Source organism: Tautonia marina, assembly GCF_009177065.1.
GTDB lineage: Bacteria > Planctomycetota > Planctomycetia > Isosphaerales > Isosphaeraceae > Tautonia > Tautonia marina.
Map to the genome: position 1 here is coordinate 187,477 of NZ_WEZF01000006.1, position 16,872 is coordinate 204,348.

Consider the following 16,872-nt stretch of genomic DNA (forward strand, 5'->3'; position numbering starts at 1 on the left):
GGGGCAGTCACTGCAGACACCGGACGCCACTCCGCGCCCGGATCGGTCTCGCCGATCATAACACGCTATCACAACGCCTTCGATGGTCAACCTTCGGCCTTCGGCATCAGAGGTGCGTCCGAGAGTGACGAGCCCTTGTCAGGGACTCGACGCCTGGCAACCATGCCGAGCACCGGCTTCACTCGATCCCGAGGGTACGCCCGGATTCGCTTCCCGACGATTGACGATGGAGATCCTCGACCATGACCACCGCCTCGATCCTGCGAGACGAGGGGTTGATCGACCTGATCGCCGGTCCCCTTGAGACGCTCGCCCAGGGCTTTGAGTTTACCGAAGGGCCCCTCTGGCTTCCCGATGATTCCTTGATCTGGCAGGACATCAAGGCGGAACGAACCTATCGGCTTCCTCCAGGAGGCGGACCCGCCGCAGTGCTTCGCGAGCGAACCGGAGCCGCCAACGGTCAGACCTTCGGACCTGACGGCCGCATTGTCTTCTGCGAGCAGAACGGCCGGCGCGTCTCTCGGATGAATTCCGACGGGTCGGGCGTCGAGACGGTCGCCGAGCGGTTCGAGGGGAAACGCCTCAACAGCCCGAACGATGTGGTCTGCCGAAGTGATGGCCTGATGGTCTTCACCGACCCTCCTTATGGCGTCCCGAGCCCCGAGCAGAAGGAGTTGCCCTATCAGGCTGTCTTCTCCCTGACGACCGACGGAGTCTTGCGCCCGATTATCCATGAAGGGTTCGAGAAGCCGAACGGCCTGGCCTTCTCGCCGGATGAGCGGACGCTTTACGTCTGCGATACCGCCAAGTACCACATCCGGGCGTTCCAGATCGACGCGTCCGGCCGGGTCGATCCGGCAAGCGACCGGGTCTTCGCCACGATGGACCCCGAGCAACCGGGAGGCCCGGACGGCCTGAAGGTTGACCGGGAAGGTCGCCTTTATGTGGCCGTCGCTCAAGGGATCTGGGTCTATCGGCCCGACGGTACCTTGCTGGGAATCATCGCCACGCCGAAGCGGCCGTCGAATCTGAACTGGTGGGGGCGCGACGGTCGCTCATTGGCCATCACGGCGGTCGATTCCGTGTACCGCGTTCGGTTGAAGGTGGAGGGCGTGACACCTCCGTTTCTGCCGGCCTGATCGTGGGGAATTCCCCGAAGAACCAGGGCGATTCGCCCCTGGTGGAGCGACCCGGGGCAAGACTCCAGAAAAAAACCGGCTGGTTTGACGGCCGGCTTCGGATAAAATGATCATTGACTCGGGAACGGTTCGCCGCGCAACCGCCAGGCGACCTCCCGGTCGATCGGATCGACCCGGCGATCCGACTCCCCCACGACCCCCGGTTTTGCACCGCCGGCGCCGGGATCGGCTGACCCTGGAGGGCCTTGTGGCCAAAGAGGAACCGTTACGGACCGAAGGGCGCATCGTCGAGGCGCTGCCCAACACACAGTTCATGGTCGAGCTGGAAAATGGCCACCGTGTGCTGGCTCATATCGCCGGAAAGATGCGCAAGAATTTTATCCGCATCGTCCCCGGTGACCGGGTGACCGTCGAGATCACCCCGTACGATATCACCAAGGGCCGCATTGTCTATCGAGAGCGCTGATTCCGACCCCGCCTCGCAACGCAGTGCAACGGACCCGCTCCGAACTTGCCGGATCGATTCCCACCGTTTGCCCCCGCTCCAACCCGCGAACCCGACGCAACGGGCGGTCTCCCCCGACGCCCGCCGGGGACGCATTGCCGCTCGATCTCATCCTCGACCCCGCGCTCAGGATCGCCGAGCAACCCAGCGACAGCTCACGTTGAGGCTTCGATTCGATGGGGATGACGTCTCGACGTGTGAGTGCGTCTGCATGCGCCGTCATGCGTCGCCCCAGGCTCCTAGGAGGCGACGCACACAGACGAGCTGACCGAGGTGGTAGGCGTTATGGTCGGCCAGCAGCATGGCCTCTCGGGCAATGGACTGGCCGGTTCCCCAGGGAAGGGGCTTGAGCAGGTCGGTTTGAGGGTCGGCGATCAGGTCGCGCATCGCCTGAGCGTCGGATCGGAAGGAAGCGATCGCGCGGTCCCAGGCGAGGTCGTTCGGGACCGTCTCCTGGTCGGGCCAGTAGTCGTCGGGCCACTGAAGCGGGGCGAAGTCGGCCGATCGGCAGAAGTCGAGAATGTCTCGCTGGCAAATCCGGAGATGTTCCAGGAGTTCCCAGGGAGAGTGGGGAAGGCCCTCGGGGCGAACCCCCCATAAAGCCGGATCGAGTCCGCTGACCGCCGATTCGAAATCGAGGTGCGCCGCCCCGGCATCGAGCAATTCGAGCAGGTGGGCGCGGAGCAGGGCATCTCGGTCGGTCGTCTCCAAGAGGAAGGCTCCTTGAGGGGGAGGGGTTGGTTCAGTAAGGGACTCCCGATCCCCGAGCGGCCTTGAGGGCTTGCGCATACCATTCCAGCTCGTCCAGGAATTTCGAGGCCCTGCGCGGCCAGGCGTCGTTCAGGGGAGAACCGTCCTCCGTAAACACATCCTGGACCTTCGGAATGGGGAGGAGCGAGGGAATGCTTGGCGTGCCCAGTTCGCAGAGCATCGCCCGGAGCTGCATGGCCGCCCGGACCCCGCCGAAGGCTCCTGCGGAGTAGCAGACGATCGCCGACGGACGCCAGAACCACTCTTCCAGAAAGTGGCTCAGCAGGTTCGAGAGCGCCGGCGGAATCGAGTGGTTGTATTCTCCAGAGACGACGATGAACGCGTCGGCCGCCTTGATCTGCGAGGCGAGGCGTTCGAGCGGTTCGGGAGCCTGGCCAGCCGGATATTCCTTGTACATCCGATCGAGCAGGGGGAGATCGACCTCTTTCGGATCGATCAAGGTGGCCCGATGGCCCCGAACCTGGCACATCGCTTCGAGGAATCGAGCGGCCTTGATCCCCTGGCGATCGGAACGGACAGAGCCGTACAGGACGAGCAGGTCGAGGCTCATCAGGGAGGGTCCTTTCCTCGGATCAAACGCCGAGAAATTTTCGAAGGAGTGCTGTCGTCGAGGGATTGAATCCCTCGATCGGGGCGGATTCCTTGCGGGTGGCTGAGAGTTGTGCGCGGACCTGTTTCGCCAGGACCTTCCCTAGCTCAACCCCCCACTGATCGAACGAGTTGATTCCCCAGAGGAAGCCCTGGACCGCGGTTCGGTGCTCGTAAAGCGCGAGCAGCTTGCCGCAGGCTTCGGGATTGAGCCAGCCGTCGAGAAGCAAGACGTTCGACGGTCGATTGCCGGGAAAGACCTTGTGCGGGACGAGCGCGGCGGGAACCCCTTCGGCCTCGACCTCCTCGCTCGTCTTGCCGACGGCCAGCGCATCGGGCTGGGCGAAGAAGTTTGCCATCAACTCATCATGATTCGAAACAGGTTCGCCCTCGACGCTGACTGGCGTTTGGCTTTTGGTGAAGCCGATGAAGTCGGCCGGCACCACGCGGCCTTGATGCAAGAGCTGATAGAAGCTGTGCTGACCGTTTGTGCCCGGTTCACCGAAGTCGATCTCGCCCGTCGGGTAAGGTAAGGTTTGGCCGTCGAGCCCAACGCGCTTGCCGTTCGATTCCATGTCCACTTGCTGAATATGAGGAGCCAGCTTCAAGAGTGCCTGGCAGTAGGGAAGCAAGGCCCGGTCCGGGCGTTGCAGAAACGTCGAGTTCCAGATGCCGAACAGCCCGAGCAGGACCGGCAGGTTGCTCTCGAAGGGGGTTTCGAGGAAATGACGGTCGATCGCATGAGCGCCCTTTAAAAAGGGCTCGACATGATCCATGCCGTACTGGAGGGCCAGCGGCACGACACCGACGGCGCTGCAGACGCTGTAGCGGCCGCCGACCCAGTCCCAAAAGCCGAAGGCGTTCTCCGGGTCGATGCCAAACTCCTTCACGCCATCGAGATTGGTGCTGACGGCGACCATATGCTTCGCCACGCTCTCGGAGCCGAGCGAGCCGACCAGCCACTGGCGAACCGTCTTGGCGTTCAGCATCGTCTCGGCCGTTGTGAAGGTCTTAGAGACGATCACCACGAGGGTCGTTTCGGGGTTCAGGCCTTCCAGGTTGCGGGCCACGTCGATCGGATCGACATTGGCCAGGAATCGGAGGCGTCGGCCCTGGGCGGCCCGGGCGCAATCGGGATCGGTGCGAAGGGCTTCGTGGACGAATTCGGGGCCGAGGTAACTGCCACCGATGCCGATCGAGACGACGTCGGTCAGGGGTTTACCCGTCGCCCCTTTCCACTCGCCCGATCGGACGCGATCGCTGAACCCCCGGATCTTCTCCAGGACGGAGTGGACCTGATCGACGACGTTTGCGCCGTCCACGGTGATCGAGGTTCCCTTCGGCGCTCGCAGGGCAACGTGAAGGACCGCGCGGTCCTCGGTCGTGTTGATCCGATCCCCCCGAAACATGGCCTGGATCGAGTCTTGGAGCTTCGCCTCCTCGGCCAGATCGAGCAGGAGTTTGAGCGTCTCGGGCGTGGCGTTCTGGCGGGAGAAATCGAGGGTGATTCCCTCAGCCTCGGCGACCATTGCCCGGCAGCGCACGGGATCGTTGAGGAGGTCGCGGAGGTGGTGCGAGGCGATCGTTTCGGCGTGGGTGGAGAGGGTTTTCCAGGCGGTCGAGGTGGCGATGGACATGGTTGCATGGCTCCCGAGAGCCGATCGCTTGGCGAGGCGATGGCGTTGCGGTGTCGTTTGTGTCGGGTTGCCTGCAAGGCTACGTGATCGACCACCTGATTGCGATGGTCCAGCGGTTGTGGACGTGATCGCGGATCAGGAGGGGCGAGGCGGAGCAACGATCGCGTTCGCCCAGACCATGTCCGGTTCCGAGAGGGGAGGGAAGGGGGGCTTCTCGTAGTCGAGCCTGCGGAAGAACCGGGCGCGGTCGATCAGGTCGTGCAGGGTGGCGTTGAGGGGGAGGATTGGCTCGGCGTCGCCGGGGAGCAGGGGGATGGGAATGTCCGGCAGTGGAGTCCGAAGATTCCAGGCAAAGACCTGAGCCCGGGGGCGTCCGACGCTCCGACTGACGAGGACGCGGTAATGGCTGCGGATCGGGGGTGTCGTGGGGGTCACCTCGCCGTCCCGGAGCAGGTCGATCTCGACGAGGTTCGTTTGCGTTTCCAGCACCTCCTCCCGCTTGGCGAGGTATGCTTCCCGCCCCCGGCCGCTTGATTTGTTGCTCGGGGAGAGGATTTCAAGGATCGTGACCAGCAGATGCGATCTCGTGTCCCGGATTTCCAGGTAGGTTTCCTCGATCGCCTCCTCCCGAACGGGCAGATCGACCTCGACGACCTCCACTTCCGCCTCAACCTGCTGCGCGACCGCGACCCCTCCCCCTCTGGGCGGAGGCATGGGAGCGTCGATCTGCCCCCTTGTGATGGCCAGGTCGGGCCGTGCCCCCCTTGGGTCGTCTGGCGAAGGATACAGGACCATCCGGCTCTCGACCCCGACGAAATATCGGGGGTCGACCATCGGCACGAGCACATCGGCGATCGCGGCGATCAGGCGATTATGCACGTCCGGCCAGATGGTCGGGTGTTCGAGCCAGGGGTCCATGCCGGGAAAGGGTGGTCTCATGGAGTTGAGTCTACCAGGGAGGATAAGCCGATCGCCACGCAGGATAGGTCAGGTCGAGGGGGATGAGTCGCCTTCGGACATCATGCGATGATGTTCGGCGAGTCGTTGCTCACGATCGCGTTTCCTCCGCCGCTCAAGGGGAATCAGAATCAGGATTGTCAGGAGTAAAAGGGTTGATGCCCCGATCAGTTTCGCCGTTTCCGGGTCCGCGAATTGAGGGGCGAAGCGATGCAACGCAAGCAAGGCCCCGAGGCTCGAAGCGACGACCAGGATGGGGATGAGCAGGATCAAACCCACTCCGACAAGCACCATCTTCGCCAGCATCGCAAGGCAGTCGATCGCCTCGCGGCGGTGCTCCTCGGGCATAGTCCGTAGCCATTGAAGGCTTCCCGAGGGTGGGAACGACGTCGGGGCAGGCCAAAGGGCCACGAGGGCGACCGGCACGAAGGCCAGGATCATCCACGACGACGACGGGGGGAGGACATCAACGGCGATCACCTGGAATGAGGCCCCGGTTGCCGCGACATACGGGAAGAGGTGATCCCATCGGGCTTGATTGTCAGTCGCATCAGGAGCGGGGATCGGGTCGGGTTCGGCATTTGGTTGAGGGAGCGGGAGTCCCTGGTCGTCCAACCCAGCGAGCAGGGCAAAGCGGTCCCACGCGCGCTGGATCGACGGGTCGAGATTGCGTCGAAAGGCCGCGACGATGCGATCAGCACACGAGTAGGAATATGGGCTCAGGTCGATCGAGAGCGTTGCCCGATCGGACCGAAGGAGCACGCTTGGATATTTCTGGGCACGCCAGACGGCCTCCCGAAGATCGTTCCAGGGGAGATACCGGGTGCGGAAGATACCCCGAACGGTGAGCCCGTCGGGATCGAACACCAGGGCATGCCTCCGGAAGTGGGCGAGCAGGCCCACGCCCATCAGGCTGAACCCCACGAGGAAGGCGATCAGGAAGGTGATCACCCAGAAGCCATCGGCCCGCGCGGCCTGGACCGCGAACCCCTCGTTGGGATCGGTCAGAAGCCCAAGGGTCAGAACGAGCATCATGAGGATCATGGCCGACCCGAGGTTCCGAGACACACGGTTCGCGTGGAAGGTCTGGGAGGGCGTCTCGGGTGGCATGGGGCGGCTCTCGATCGGCTCCGGGTATCCCATCCTCAATGATCACGGGATAGGTTGACGGGGACAAGGTCCGGTCGGGCTCCGCGAACGGGCGAGGGTCCCGAGTGGGAACGCTCGCGGATGCCACGACCGGGCCGGGCACAGCCGATCGGTCACCGGTCAGGAGAACCGTCTGAGTGGCAGCGATCCAGGAAAGGCCGGGGGAGCGGGGCGAGGAAACGCGTTCTGGCGAGCCTCGGCGGCGCGTTGGAGTTGCTTCTGCTGCTGGTGTTGAAACTGCTGACGGGCCTGGGCGAGATTCGCCGAGAGGTCACGGTTCGGCCGGTGGGCCTGGATCGGGGCCGGTCGATGCGCCTGAAGGGGAGTTGGGCGGTTGAACGCAATGGGAGAAGGACGTCGGGCTGGGGGCGTCGGACGGGCCTGCGAGGCGGCGACACCAATTTGGATGGTCCGCGGCGGCGATTCGACCCGGTCGATCACGGCACGGACCTCGATGGGGCCGGTCACGGGCCTTCCGTCTCGCCCTCGACCGTTCCAGGTGGTCGTAACCTGGCGAGACTCGCCCGGTTGCATGGTGACGAGGACGTGAGAGGCGACGACCGGGCCGCGTTGATCGCTCAGGCGCCAGAGTTCCCGTCCGCGCTGGGAGACGATCACGTCGAAGTTGCCCATCGGACCGGTATTGACTGGAGTGGTGCCGGCGACGGACTGGGTCAGGGTGAAGGTAATTGGTTCGCCCGGAGCGTAGCTGGGCCGATCGGTCGCAAGGGAAACTCGGGTCGTGAGCGGGCTGGGAGATTGAGGGGCGGGCCGGGCATTGTGGAACGACTGGTGGACGATCTCGGCCGCCTTGCCCTGCGCCAAGGGGTTCGCCACGCTGAGCAACTGGCGCGATTCCAACGATTCTACAGCCGGGGCCTTTGTCCGTCGTCTTCGGGAGAGGGGGCGATTCATGACCGGCGTGACTCCTCGATGGGGGGATGGCGGAGTCGAGCCGTCGGCCCGAGCCCAACCGAGCGAAACAGAGGAGATCGAACGGCCGATTGTCTGGATTGGATCGGTCGTTCCTGTTGTTTGGAATCGACCGGAGGCAGAGGCGACTTGAACGGTCCTTTCTGAAATGGCAACGGGGGCCACGACACCATTTGCATCGCGGCCCCCGAGCAGGAATCAGCAACGGAGCATGGCCACCCGATCCTCAAGCGATCGGGTGGGTTCCGATCAGTGACGGAAGAGGAATTCCTTGGAGTTGATCAGGACCCAGCCGAGGTCCTCGATCGCCTGACGACGATTCTCGGCCCCCTCGATGTGGGCAATGGCCGCGGCCTGCTCCGTCTCCGTCGGGGATCGAGAGAGGGAAACGGCGTAGAGTTCGTCGATGATCTCCTTGGCCGACTTGCCCGACTCGGCCAGCAGGTGCATCCGGCCTCCGTCGGCGCGGAGCTTGTCGTGGACGGTGGAGCCGCCGATTAATTGCAAGGCCTGAGAGAGGTTCGAATCGCTCTCGCGTTCGCACTCGCAGGCGAGTTCGCGGGCCGGGCGCCCGAAGGTCTTGAGGAACGGGTGATCCATCTGACCATCCGGGATCGAGATGGCCCGGGAGTTGGCCGGCAGGCCGTTGAACGCGGTCGGCACATCAGCCACGGTCGAGATGGCGTCGAGCAAGACCTCGGCCGAGAGGAGCTTGGTGACGGCGTGCGAGAAATAGACCTCGTCGTCGGCGTTCAGCTCGTTGCTTCGGGCGCTCAGGCGGTAGGTCCGGCTGTTGAGAATGGTGCGGGCGAGGTGCCGCAGGTCGAACCCGCTGTCGGCGAATTCGGCGGCAAGGCCGTCGAGCAGTTCGACATTGGATGCAGGATTCGAGTCACGGAAGTCATCGACCGGATCCACGATCCCCTTGCCCATCAGGTGATACCAGATGCGGTTGGTCATGCTGCGGGCGAAGAAGTCGTTTTCCTCGCTCGTGAGCCACTCGGCCAGACGCAGCTGGCGGTCGGCGGAGGTCTGCGCTTCCTCGTAAACGGGGCCGCCGAGGGCCTTAGGAGGCATGACCTGATTGGTCCGGGGCTGGCGAACGTCGCCACCGTCGGCCGCGAAGATGATTTCCTCGTCGGGCTTCATGCCGGGCTTCTGCTTGACCCGGGCAAAGAAGGCGGCGAAGCCGTAGTAATCGTCCTGGGTCCAGCGTTCGAACGGGTGATTGTGGCACTTGGCGCAGGAAATCCGGACACCGAGGAAGAGCTGGGCGGTGGTCTCGACGGCCTCTTCCGGAGAGCGACTGATTCGGTAGTAGTTCGCCGGCGGGTTGTCGAAGGTCGAGCCGTCGGCCGTCAGCAGATCACGGACGAACTGGTCGATCGGGGCATTCTGCTCCAGTTGCGAGCGGATCCAGCGATGGAAGGCATAGGCTCCCTTCGACTTGATCAGGCGGGAGTTCGACCGAAGGATGTCGGCGAACTTCAAGGCCCAGAACTCGTTGAACTCAGGGCGTTCGAGCAGATCGTCGATCAGCGTTTCGTAACGCGTGGGCGAGGGATCTTCGAGGAACGCGCGGGCTTCCTCGGAAGTCGGCATGACGCCGATGGTGTCGAGGTAAACGCGGCGGACGAATTCCTCGTCGCTGCAGGGTTCCGAGGGAGCGATCCGCATGCGGTTGAGCTTGGCGAAGACCGCGGCGTCAACCAGATTATCCTGAGGAACCTCCACCTCGGCGAAGCCGGGGACCTCGATCAGGTGGGTCAGGCGGACGACGGCGACGAGGTCGAGATAGTGGGCGATGACCGCCACCTCGCCACGCTTCTTGAAGCTGACGAAGCCGGAGGGGTCGACCTCGGCGATGTCGGTGTTCGATGAGTCGTAGTAGCAGATCGGGGTCACGTCTCGGACCGTGCCGTCGTCGTAACGAACCCGGGCGACGATTTGTTGCGAGCGGGCGGGCTCGTTCAGGACGCGGTCGCCGGGGACAATTTCCAGGGCCACGGCTTTGGCGCTCTCGGGGTCGTCCTTGACACCTTCGGCGATCCAATCTCGCAGGAACTCGAAGGTCTTGGTGTCTCGGAACAGGCGGACGCCACCCTCGTGGGCCAACTCACCGAGTGGCTTGCGGAGGAGCATGCTGTTGTCAGGGTCGAACGGATCGACGCGGCGGCCGGCGATCTCTCGGCTGAGGGTCTGGTAATCCTCGTCAGGCAGATACCCGCGAAGGCTGAGGCGGAATCCTCCCTTGCCCGTCGGGGTGCCGTGGCAGGCTCCCATATTGCAACTGGCCTGGCTGAGGGCCGGCATGACATCCTGACGGAAGCTGACCGGGTGCGGCTCCGCCATCCGCTCGACGCGGACGGTTGTTTGTGCCTCGACGCTTCCACCGGAGGCGACGATCCGGGCCTCACCATCGCCGACCGGAGTCACGCGGCCCCGAGCATCAATCAGCGCGATCTCAGGGTCGAGGCTGGTCCACTGAACCAGTCGCGTCAGGTCACGCAGTGCGCCGTTGGGGTCGGTCGCCGTGGCGATCAACTGAGCCGAGGCCCGGCGACCGGACAGCAAGACATCGCCAGGGGCGATGGTCAGGCTTGCGGGTGAGCCGATCTCATCGGCCGGCGGAGCCTCCTCGGCCCGAGCGACCTGAGGGCCGATCAGGGCCAGGGCGGCGACTATGGCAGGCGAAAGCCCCAGCAGAATCCGTCCCGGGTGGTGTCGTCGCAGCATATATGGCTCCCGAATCTGCTATCGAACGTCGAGGCGGGACCACCCGGCGGGTCGGCGGGGGAATCGGGCCAAACGGATTGGCCTCGATCACGCTCGGGCGGCGAGACGCGCGTGGTCTCGGGAAAAGAGCGAGTTCAACGTACCTCAATCACAACCGGGGATTCAAGCAAAGTTCCAACAATTTTTTCGAATTCAGGGGAACGGGCCTTCTGTGGGGGTCGTCGAAGGAAGGGGAATCAGGGGCGGACTTGCAGTCTCGAACAAGATCCTTACAATCGGAACATGGAGCATTACCGACACACGTCGCTCTGATTGGCCGGTTCTGGCCGCCGCGCTTCTTGTGGCGCATCCTCTGGATCGTCTCGCGGTGTGATAGACTGGTCTCGCAAGCGTCGTTGTGACACGCCGTCACCGAACGGTCGGCTCTCGGCCATGCCCGGGTCTGGACCTCCTGGAACGCTCGTTTTAACAGGGGCGAGCAGAGGGTTCGGATCAGAACCAGGAGATCGGGTCGGATCGAGACAAGGAGGTGTGCGATGGGACCGATCGGGACGACGCCGAAGCGGAGAATCGGGCGAATCTTGGGCTACGGCCTTCCCGGGGCGATCCTGGGCCTGGCAGTGGCCTGGGTCCTGGGAGTTTCGTCGGCTCGGGGTGTTCACGCAGAAACGGGATCGGCCTCTTCGGCCAATGGACTGATCAGCCTGACCATTCCCGCCCCTGCAGACCAGGGAAGCACCCGCCTGATTCTGATTGATCCGCGAAGTCAAGCGATGGCCGTGTACAAGATTGATGGCTTCAAAGGGGGTTCGATCAAGCTGGAGGCCGCTCGTCAGTTCGGGTCCGATTTGAAGCTTTCGGAGTACAACAACCTTCCCCCGGAGGTTGCGGCGGTCGAGGCCATGGTCGCCGGCCCTCGTCCTCGGGGAAATTCCGGGCAATAATTCCAGGGGCTCGCGGCCGGAATCCGCCGACGCGACGCTCCTCCCCTCGGATCTCGGCACCGCCGACCACTACCGAATCGATTCGAAACGGCCGACCGGCCGAATGCGAAGCGAGGAGCACGTCCCAATGGCTCAGTTTTACACCCTGGAAGAGGCCGCAAACGTTCTCGGCATGAACGCCGAGGAGTTGAAGCAGAAGGCCCAGCATCGCGAAGTGCGGGCCTTTCTCGACAGCGGCTCTTGGCGTTTTCGAGTCTCTGATATTGACGAACTGGCACGACGACGAGGGATGGGGAGCGATCCGGAACTCTCGCTCTCGGATCTCGAACTCCCCACCGATCAGGCCGATCAGACCAACGAGTCGGATGTGACCGACGACTCGGTCTTCCAACTCGGCGTCGCTCGATCGGACCTCGGTCCGGCGTCGATGGAGTCCTTCCCGTCTCAGGAGTCGGGATCGGACGCGGATATCCTGCTGGATGACACCTCGCTGCCGTTGGGAGGTGGTTCCAGCTCCCATATCCTGGGCATGGACACTCCCGGCAAGCAGCCGAGCGATTCCGATGTTCGCCTGGTTCCGGAAGGACCCAAGGGAGCGAGCGATTCGGATGTCCAACTCTCGGGCGAAATCAATGTTGTTCCTCCGCTGACCCCCGGCGATTCCGACGTGACGCTCGTTCACGAGAACACGCAGGAAGCGTTCGAGCCGTTCGGCGCGGCGGACTTCGCCGACGATGACTCCGGTGGGTTTGGCGCTGCGGCAGAGGGTGGCTCCAGTGATGAAACCACGCTTCGCCCGAGCCCGGTCGGTTCATCCGGTGAGGTCCGAGCTGAGGGGGATCGAGTGGCCGACGAAGAGGATAGCGATTTCGAGCTGACCCCTTCGAGCGTGATCGACGCCCTGGAGCCCGAATCGGGTAGTGATTTCGAGCTGACGGCCCTCGACGCCAGCGATGAGTTCGAGTCGGCTGCTCCTCGGCCGAGTGATTCGGACGTCACCGGAGCCGAGCCGTCTTCCTCCGGCGTCAATCTCGGACGTCCGAGCGATTCGGGCATTAACCTGCAACAGGTGGGTGGCCTGTCCGGAGACGCCGAATCGATCGAGCTGGCACCTCTGGAGGAGGAGAAGGCGCAGAATCGGCCCGCCGCCTCGAAACCGGCTTCTCGCCCTGCCGCCGAGCGTCCTGATCCCGGTGCAACGGCCATGCCCGGTCTAGGAGCCGCTGGCGATCCCTCGGCCACCGCGTTGCCGATCCGCGATCAAGGGCAGAAAGACATCTTCGAGGATACCGACTTCGAGGTTGATGCGCTCGATAGCGGCGAGGATGCGACCATTCAGATCGACGCCAATAGCGACTTCGATCTCGACGAGAGTGATTCGGCCTCCGAGGTCTTCGCGCTCGATGAGGAGGATGTCGACCAGAGTGCCGCCACCGCCCTCGGGCCGGCGCTTGCCGCCGAGGACGCCCTGAGCGGCTCAATGGATGCTGAGGTCTCCGACTCCGAGGAGATGGAAGGTGTCGGCTGGGACGAGGAGCTTGAGCCTTCGGGCGCTGCTGCGGCCGCGACCGCCGCTCCCGCGACCGGTCGAAAGGCAGGGGGAAGCGCACTGCTCACCGACGCCGGCGGCCCCCCCTGGGGAGGTCTTTGGGTCGGCGTTCTCGGCGTGACGACCGTTTTGATGATGCTTCTGGCCTTCATCACGATGGATGTCGTCCGGAACCTGAACAGCTATCAAAGTGATACACCGGTCGCTTCCGGCCTGGTGAATGTCATCGTAGGCGAGAACTGATCGCCGCGATGAGTTGGCTTCCGGAGCAGCATCATGACGCCCTTCGGCCCGATTCCGGGCCGGAGGGCTTGTTGCTGAAACCCAAGACCTTTGCTTGACGCAACCTCCGGATACGCTTCATAATCGACCGCTCGGAGAGCGGTTCGATGTATCTTTGCCCGTTCGACTCGATCCGAGCCAAGGAGTTTCACCCGATGCGCACGATCTTCTCCGCACTCTGTGGCGCCCTGATCTGTTCTGCCGCCGTCGCCTCCGAGTCGGTTCAGGTGCACGGCGATTATCTCGAAGCCCGGACTGCCGACGTCTTTACCGGCCCTTGCTTCTCAAACGCCGAAGTCTTCATCGTCGGTGATCGAGCCGTCATGGCCTGGAAGGTCAGGGAAGGTTCGTGGGAAGGGGTCGATCTTTCCGGCTTGAGCGTCGCCGCCGCCGTCCGAGGTACCACGACCTTCTCTGAAGATCGGCCGGAACAGGCTCTTGCCGTCCTGATCGTCGATGAGCGGGCCGACAACCAGCAGCGCGCCGCTCTGGTCAAGATGGCCCAGCGACTGGGAGGCACGCGACTCGGCCAGGTGGTCGACGTGAAGGTTTCGGCGATCGACCTCGACATTGATGAGCATTGCCATATGGAAGCCGCGGGACCTGCCCACAAGCATCACCTGATGCCGATGGCACCCCCGGCGCGGTTTGCGGCCGAGGGCCTGGCCGAAATCTCGACCCGACCGCTCGATGCCAACGATTGCATTTGCGGCAACGAGGTGATTGCCTATCAGCCTCTGTCCGAAGGGGTCGAGGTGCAGCCGGCGTATACCGTCGCTCACACTTTCCGCGGCACCGGCCTGGGAAGCACCTGGGCGGCTCCGAACGCCCGGAGCAGTTTCGTCGGGCAGTTCGCGTACTGATCGAATCACAACCCTCACGATGAATCCTCCACGAGCAGCGATCCGGCAAGGGGAGTTCGATCTCTCGGTCGGCTTCCCCTCGGATCGCAACTCAAGGAATCCCTCAACACGGCCCGATTACGGGTGAATTCCCTCGATCGACCTGCACGTCATGCCGGGTCTTCGACCGGGAATTTGCCTCGGACCAACCTGATTGTCCTCACCCGCCCATCCGGACTTGTCTGAATCGAAGGGATCGAAGGCCCATGCGTACGATGTCGATCATCGTCGCCTCGGCGATTGGAGCGGCTCTGATCGGGCCGTCCGCCTCGGCGCAGGACTCCTACTCCACCGAGGTCCTTTCCGAGGCACCTCCCGAAGACCTGGCTGCCCCTGTTCGTGAATCGCTCTCCGACGAAGGAATTCGGGTCCTCGATGCCAAGGGGAAACCGTACCTCGACCTCTGGTTGCGCAAATCGTTGCCGACCCAGGGAGAAATCACGGAACCGACCGGATCGGTCATCTTTCCGTATCTACAGGTCGGTGAACTCGTGGGGGCTGTCCGCCTGGCCGAAGACACGGGCGACTACAAGGATCAGGTCATCTTGCCCGGTGTCTACACCATGCGATACGGATTGCAGCCGGTCGATGGGAACCACCTGGGGGTGAGTAAGTTTCGAGATTATGTCCTCCTTTCGCTCCCCGATGAGGACATCGAGCTTGAGCCGATTCCTCAGGACGATCTGAATGCGGTCAGCACCGGCCCCTCCGCGACGAATCACCCTTCGGTCTTCTTGCTGTCGCCGGCCGAAGCGGATGCAACGGTTCCTTCGATCGTCTCAGAGGAAAGCGAAAAGCGCACCTCGGTCGTTCTGAGGATTCCCCTGGAAACCGATCAGGGTGAAGAGAAAACGCTGACCACTCAACTGGTCATTGTGGGGGCCGGGCCGCACTGATCGGATTGGGTTCAAGCGGCTTGCCTTCTTCAGCACTCAGATGGAGCCCTCCTTGGCCGTCTCGGTTCAATAGGGCTCCTTGTTGTGGGGCGGAATCGTTCGAGGATGTTGCTGGAGCGTCGAGGAATGGGTGAAGCCTCGCGCATGATTCCTGTTCGAACGCTCCATTGAGTCTTGGCACAGGCAGACACGATGTCCGCAGCGCGATCGATTTGCGACTGTTCCTTCGGTCCCCTCGGTGTTGAGAGTCCCGAAGGATGCCCCTTCTCGTCCTGATTGCTTTGTTCGTGGCCTTCTGGTCGCCGATCGTCCCTGAGAACATGGCTGGGCCGACTCGTCCCGACCCGAGTCTTGCGATGAGCCTCGGGATGATCTTGGCCTCGGTTTTGATGCTGGGGTTTGTCTCGGCAGTGATCGGAAGACGGTTGGCGCGGAAGGCGTCTCAGGTGGGTCAGACCTTCCGGAACCGTCACCAGTTGGCGCGATCAGCCCAGATTCTGGAAGTGCTCGCGCTGCTGGCCTATGCCGGTTTGATTTATGTCCCGGAATGGCCGAGGGTTGTTGCGGATCGGTTGAGGCTCCGAGACTGGCTGTTGGTCGAGGAGGCCCTCATCCTGCTGCCGTTTCCCATCATGATCCTGACGGTCTGGTGGGGCCTGTTTCCGGCGGAACGATCGTTGAAGGCGGCCCGCGTGAGAATCGGGCAACCGATCCGGCTCGGTGGTCATCTGCTCATGAAGGCCCGCCAGGCGTTTGGCCTGGTCTTGCCGGTGGCCGTCCTCTTTGCCCTGATGCTTGAGGTGGATCGGCGGCTTGAATCGATGGTTCAGGTCGGGGCCTGGGTCCACCTCGGGCTATATGCGGCGCTGGGAGGTCTGATTCTGATCCTCTCGCCGGCCTTCGTGCGGTTGAGCTGGCCGTCTCGACCGTTGCCGCCCGGTCCCCTCCGTGATCGGCTGGAACACCTCGCGCAACGCTTTGGGTTCGGTTATACCGACATCCTCGTCTGGGATACCGGCGGAACCCTGGTGAATGCCGGGGTGACGGGGGCGTTACCCTGGTTTCGCTATGTCTTGCTCACAGACGCGATGCTTGAGAATCTTGCTCCTCGGCAGATTGAAGCGGTCTTCGGGCATGAGGTGGGGCACATTGCTCACCGCCATCTGACCTACTTCGGCGTCTTTTTTCTCGGCACGATGGGCGTGATGGCCTTGCTCAGCGCCGGGATTGATCAGGTCCTGACCCTCGACTCTCCCCTCTGGATCTGGGGGCGGAGCCGGTGGGTCGAGTTGCTCTTGCAAGCGGCGGTGGCCCTTGGGTTTGCTCTGGCGTATTTCTTCGTGATTTTTGGGTTCCTGTCGCGATGGTTCGAACGGCAGGCGGATGTGTTCGGGTGTCGGGTTGTCTCGTGCGGTCTCGCCGATTGCCCCCCTCATCGAGACGTCAACGCCGACCCCTCGATGGCGTCGGGCCGAGTTCCCGAGGCGCTTTGCCCGGTCGGAATCGGGATTTTCATCGAGGCGCTGAGCAGCGTGGCGACGCTCAACGGGCTGGAACCGCGGGCCGCCTCGTGGCGACACGGAAGCATTGCGCGTCGGATCGATTTCTTAAGGCAGTTGGAGGGACGCCCCGAAGTCGAGCAGCGGTTCCAGACGCAACTGCAACGGCTTCGCCTGGGGCTGGGATTGGTCCTGGCGACGGCAATGCTTCTTGCGATCACGACGGGGGCGATCGACTCCTTCCGTTAATCCGATCCCGTGTCGACCGGTCCGGCGGTCTTCTTGAGAAAAAACGGCTCGCTCCGCCTTCTCAGTCGGGAGGCTTTGTGGTAGGGTTCCGCACCCCTGGCTCATGGAATTGCCAGACACTCAGTGGTGCTCGGGT

14 protein-coding genes are annotated in these 16,872 nt (G+C 63.3%); 7 read left to right on the plus strand and 7 right to left on the minus strand.

Annotated features, from left to right (window positions below; genetic code table 11):
* Positions 1-242: 242 nt before the first annotated feature.
* Positions 243-1,139, plus strand: coding sequence for an SMP-30/gluconolactonase/LRE family protein (locus tag GA615_RS09565; RefSeq protein ID WP_152051062.1), 897 nt, complete (start codon positions 243-245; stop codon positions 1,137-1,139).
* A 247-nt stretch (positions 1,140-1,386) separates the two neighbouring features.
* Positions 1,387-1,605: a translation initiation factor IF-1 gene (infA, locus tag GA615_RS09570; protein ID WP_126723684.1), complete on the plus strand. Its 219-nt coding sequence runs from the start codon at positions 1,387-1,389 to the stop codon at positions 1,603-1,605.
* A gap of 258 nt (positions 1,606-1,863) precedes the next feature.
* Here infA and GA615_RS09575 read toward each other — a convergent pair whose 3' ends face one another.
* The 7 genes from GA615_RS09575 to GA615_RS09605 all read right to left on the minus strand — a co-directional run bounded on the left by GA615_RS09575 (position 1,864) and on the right by GA615_RS09605 (position 10,415).
* Positions 1,864-2,355, minus strand: a complete 492-nt coding sequence (locus GA615_RS09575) for a DinB family protein (RefSeq protein ID WP_201750150.1) — start codon at positions 2,353-2,355, stop codon at positions 1,864-1,866.
* A 31-nt stretch (positions 2,356-2,386) separates the two neighbouring features.
* A complete protein-coding gene (locus GA615_RS09580) occupies positions 2,387-2,965 on the minus strand; it encodes an NADPH-dependent FMN reductase (protein ID WP_152051064.1) in 579 nt (192 codons plus the stop codon).
* A gap of 22 nt (positions 2,966-2,987) precedes the next feature.
* The gene (gene pgi / locus GA615_RS09585) at positions 2,988-4,640 is read right to left on the minus strand and encodes a glucose-6-phosphate isomerase (protein ID WP_152051065.1); all 1,653 of its coding nucleotides are present in this window, start codon (positions 4,638-4,640) and stop codon (positions 2,988-2,990) included.
* 135 nt (positions 4,641-4,775) lie between these two features.
* Positions 4,776-5,579 carry a DUF4058 family protein gene (locus GA615_RS09590; RefSeq protein ID WP_152051066.1) on the minus strand — a complete coding sequence of 268 codons (804 nt, stop codon included), beginning with the start codon at positions 5,577-5,579 and terminating at the stop codon, positions 4,776-4,778.
* A gap of 48 nt (positions 5,580-5,627) precedes the next feature.
* Positions 5,628-6,707: a PH domain-containing protein gene (locus GA615_RS09595; protein WP_161602253.1), complete on the minus strand. Its 1,080-nt coding sequence runs from the start codon at positions 6,705-6,707 to the stop codon at positions 5,628-5,630.
* A 159-nt stretch (positions 6,708-6,866) separates the two neighbouring features.
* Positions 6,867-7,661, minus strand: coding sequence for a hypothetical protein (locus GA615_RS09600; RefSeq protein WP_152051068.1), 795 nt, complete (start codon positions 7,659-7,661; stop codon positions 6,867-6,869).
* A gap of 267 nt (positions 7,662-7,928) precedes the next feature.
* A complete protein-coding gene (locus GA615_RS09605; RefSeq protein WP_152051069.1) occupies positions 7,929-10,415 on the minus strand; it encodes a DUF1549 domain-containing protein in 2,487 nt (828 codons plus the stop codon).
* A gap of 536 nt (positions 10,416-10,951) precedes the next feature.
* On the opposite strand from GA615_RS09605, the gene GA615_RS09610 reads away from it, so the two are divergent.
* The 5 genes from GA615_RS09610 (at position 10,952) to GA615_RS09630 (ending at position 16,736) form a co-directional block, all read left to right on the plus strand.
* Positions 10,952-11,359 (plus strand): hypothetical protein, encoded by a 408-nt coding sequence (locus GA615_RS09610; protein ID WP_152051070.1) that lies wholly within the window; start codon positions 10,952-10,954, stop codon positions 11,357-11,359.
* 127 nt (positions 11,360-11,486) lie between these two features.
* Complete coding sequence (locus tag GA615_RS09615; RefSeq protein WP_152051071.1) at positions 11,487-13,151, plus strand: DNA-binding protein; 1,665 nt, start codon at positions 11,487-11,489, stop codon at positions 13,149-13,151.
* A gap of 146 nt (positions 13,152-13,297) precedes the next feature.
* Positions 13,298-14,053, plus strand: coding sequence for a DUF1326 domain-containing protein (locus tag GA615_RS09620; protein ID WP_235905274.1), 756 nt, complete (start codon positions 13,298-13,300; stop codon positions 14,051-14,053).
* A 245-nt stretch (positions 14,054-14,298) separates the two neighbouring features.
* Positions 14,299-14,988, plus strand: a complete 690-nt coding sequence (locus tag GA615_RS09625) for a hypothetical protein (RefSeq protein ID WP_152051073.1) — start codon at positions 14,299-14,301, stop codon at positions 14,986-14,988.
* A gap of 257 nt (positions 14,989-15,245) precedes the next feature.
* The gene (locus tag GA615_RS09630) at positions 15,246-16,736 is read left to right on the plus strand and encodes a M48 family metallopeptidase (protein WP_152051074.1); all 1,491 of its coding nucleotides are present in this window, start codon (positions 15,246-15,248) and stop codon (positions 16,734-16,736) included.
* The last annotated feature ends 136 nt before the right edge of the window (positions 16,737-16,872 follow it).